A 2,675-nucleotide genomic window follows, 5' to 3' on the forward strand; every position below is an offset into this window, starting at 1 on the left:
AGCTTGGTTGGCTTCCAAGTTTTGGCCGTGGTGAGGTCGTTGACCTCGGGGGATGGACCACAGGTTTCCTAACAGCCAGTGGTTTAAAAGCATTAATTCTTCCTGCCATTACGCTTGGTCTCTATCAAATGACGTTAATCATGCGTCTAGTTCGCACTGAGATGTTAGAAGTATTGCGCATGGACTATATACGCTTTGCACGAGCGCGTGGGTTGACCGAAAAAACAATTAATTTTCGGCACGCTCTGAAAAATACACTTGTGCCAGTCATCACAATAACTGGTCTCCAGCTCGGTAGTATCATCGCTTTTGCGATCATCACGGAAACTGTTTTTCAATGGCCGGGCGTGGGGCTGCTGTTCATCAACGCTGTTCAGTTTGTCGATATTCCTGTCATGGCTGCTTATTTGATGATGATTTCCGTAATGTTTGTGGGAATTAATCTGATAGTCGATGTCCTTTATTTTGCTATTGATCCTCGTTTGCGGATTGAACGAAGCGTAGGGGGGCATTGAGTTGAGGCGCACCAGGATTTTTGTAAAATTTTCTCAGGCTTTAAACAGTGATTTAGGTTGGTCATTCAGAAAAAATCCGGTGGCGATCATGTCATTTTTTGTGGTTGTGTCTTTAATAATGGGAGCGATATTTGCCCCATTATTAGCGCCTTATGATCCTTTTGACCCAGCCACCCTAAACTTGATGAATGGGTTTACGGGACCACTGACGCCTAACCAATTCACACAAGATGTTTTTGTTTTGGGGACTGATGATCAGGGTCGTGATGTCTTGTCCACCATTCTCTTTGGGATGCGAATATCTCTGTTTGTTGGGTTCTCGGCTGTTTTTCTGGCGATGATTTTGGGTGTAATTCTTGGTCTTTTAGCGGGTTACATCGGCGGATGGCTGGATGCTGTTATCATGCGGGTTGCTGACGTGCAGCTCACCTTTCCGTCTATTTTGGTTGCGATGTTGATTTTTGGTATCGCGAAAGGCGTGACGCCGGCGGAATTCCGTGATCAGGTAGCTATTTGGGTCCTCATTCTTGCCATTGGTCTGAGCGACTGGGTTCAATTTGCACGCGTGGTCCGCGGTGCTACTTTGGTTGAAAGGCAGAAGGAGTACGTTCAAGCGGCACAGCTCATCGGGCGAGCTAACTTAGCGGTGATGCTCAAACACATCCTGCCCAATGTTCTTAACCCCGTTTTGGTAATTGCCACAATTAGTTTGGCTTTGGCTATCATTGCCGAAGCTACTTTGAGTTTTTTGGGTGTGGGTGCTCCGCCTACTAAGCCGAGTTTGGGAACACTAATTCGTATCGGGCAAGAATATATGTTCTCTGGAGAATGGTGGATCTTGTTTTTCCCTGCGATCACTCTTTTGGCTCTCGCGCTATCGATAAATCTAATCGGTGATTGGTTGCGTGACGCTTTGAATCCGAGGCTACGCTGATGGTGCAACCTGTCCTCTCAATAAAGAGCCTGGTTGTGGAAATTCCCACTCGGAAAGGTATCCTCAGGCCAGTAGATCGAGTGAGTTATGACATTTTCCCAGGTGAAATTCTTGGTATCGTTGGCGAGTCCGGTGCAGGAAAGTCAATGACAGGGAACGCTGTAATTGGGTTGTTAGAGCGGCCGGCGCGAATTGTGTCAGGTGATGTGCTATTATCAGGGAACCCGATCCACAACTTATCAGCCTCTGAATTCCGTAAAATCAGGGGTAAAAAGATTGGTATGATCTTTCAGGATCCTTTGACTTCGTTAAACCCACTTTTAACTGTCCGAGAGCAACTGGTCGAAACCATCATTGAACATCTTGCGGTTTCGAAGAAAGAAGCGCAGGAGCGCGCCATCGCAGCCCTGGAAGAAGTCGGTATCCCTGCAGCGCGAGAGCGGATAGGTAGCTATCCCCACGAGTTCTCCGGCGGTATGAGGCAACGAGTGGTGATAGCTTTAGCATTATGCGCTGAGCCTGACTTAGTAATCGCAGATGAGCCGACTACGGCACTTGACGTGTCAGTTCAGGCTCAGATCATCGCACTTTTAAAGCGGTTGTGCCGAGAGCGTGGCGTCGGGGTTATGTTGGTTACTCATGACATGGGCGTAATTGCTGAGGCGGCAGATCGTGTAGCTGTCATGTATGCTGGAAGGTTGGCCGAGCTTGGCGCGGTGCAAGATGTGCTCACTGAGCCAAAGCATCCTTATACGTATGGGCTTATGGGCTCTACTCCGTTGGCAAGTAGAGGATTGAAACGATTGAAGCAGATCCCTGGTTCAATGCCGCGGTTAGGAGCTTTACCAGAAGGCTGTGCCTTTTCACCAAGATGCGATTTTGCTCAGGAAGTTTGTAAAACCGGATCTTCGCCATTTATCGCAGACGAGGATGCTCAAGCCGCATGTTGGTTCCCATTGCAGCACACTAAATTACGGTCGTCAAAATGAGTGTGATTGTCCGAGCAAAAGCGTTAAGACGCCTCTTTGATGTCTCCAAGCCCTGGTTGAACCGTGTTGTCGAAAGGGAGCCAAAGGCTTTTTTGACGGCTGTTGCAGATGTAGATTTTGAAATTGAGGAAGGCTCAGTTTACGCGTTAGTTGGTGAGAGTGGTTCTGGGAAATCAACTATCGGCAAAATGGTTGTAGGGTTAACTAGTGCAACTGATGGGACCATTGAAATTGATG

The 2,675-nt window shown here is 47.8% G+C and carries 4 protein-coding genes; all 4 read left to right on the plus strand.

Features of this window, described 5'->3' with window-relative positions; all coding sequences use genetic code 11:
* A partial coding sequence (locus tag ACR0B3_RS23645; RefSeq protein WP_480811195.1) for an ABC transporter permease occupies positions 1 to 515 on the plus strand: 515 nt, incomplete at its 5' end.
* A complete protein-coding gene (locus tag ACR0B3_RS23650) occupies positions 511 to 1,449 on the plus strand; it encodes an ABC transporter permease (protein WP_445322677.1) in 939 nt (312 codons plus the stop codon). The genes ACR0B3_RS23645 and ACR0B3_RS23650, both read left to right, overlap by 5 nt.
* Positions 1,449 to 2,438: an ABC transporter ATP-binding protein gene (locus ACR0B3_RS23655; RefSeq protein ID WP_340255186.1), complete on the plus strand. Its 990-nt coding sequence runs from the start codon at positions 1,449 to 1,451 to the stop codon at positions 2,436 to 2,438. The genes ACR0B3_RS23650 and ACR0B3_RS23655 overlap by 1 nt, the downstream gene beginning before the upstream one ends.
* The coding region (locus tag ACR0B3_RS23660; RefSeq protein WP_480811196.1) for an ATP-binding cassette domain-containing protein at positions 2,435 to 2,675 on the plus strand (241 nt) is incomplete at its 3' end. The genes ACR0B3_RS23655 and ACR0B3_RS23660, both read left to right, overlap by 4 nt.

The organism is Ruegeria sp. CE9, assembly GCF_056537425.1.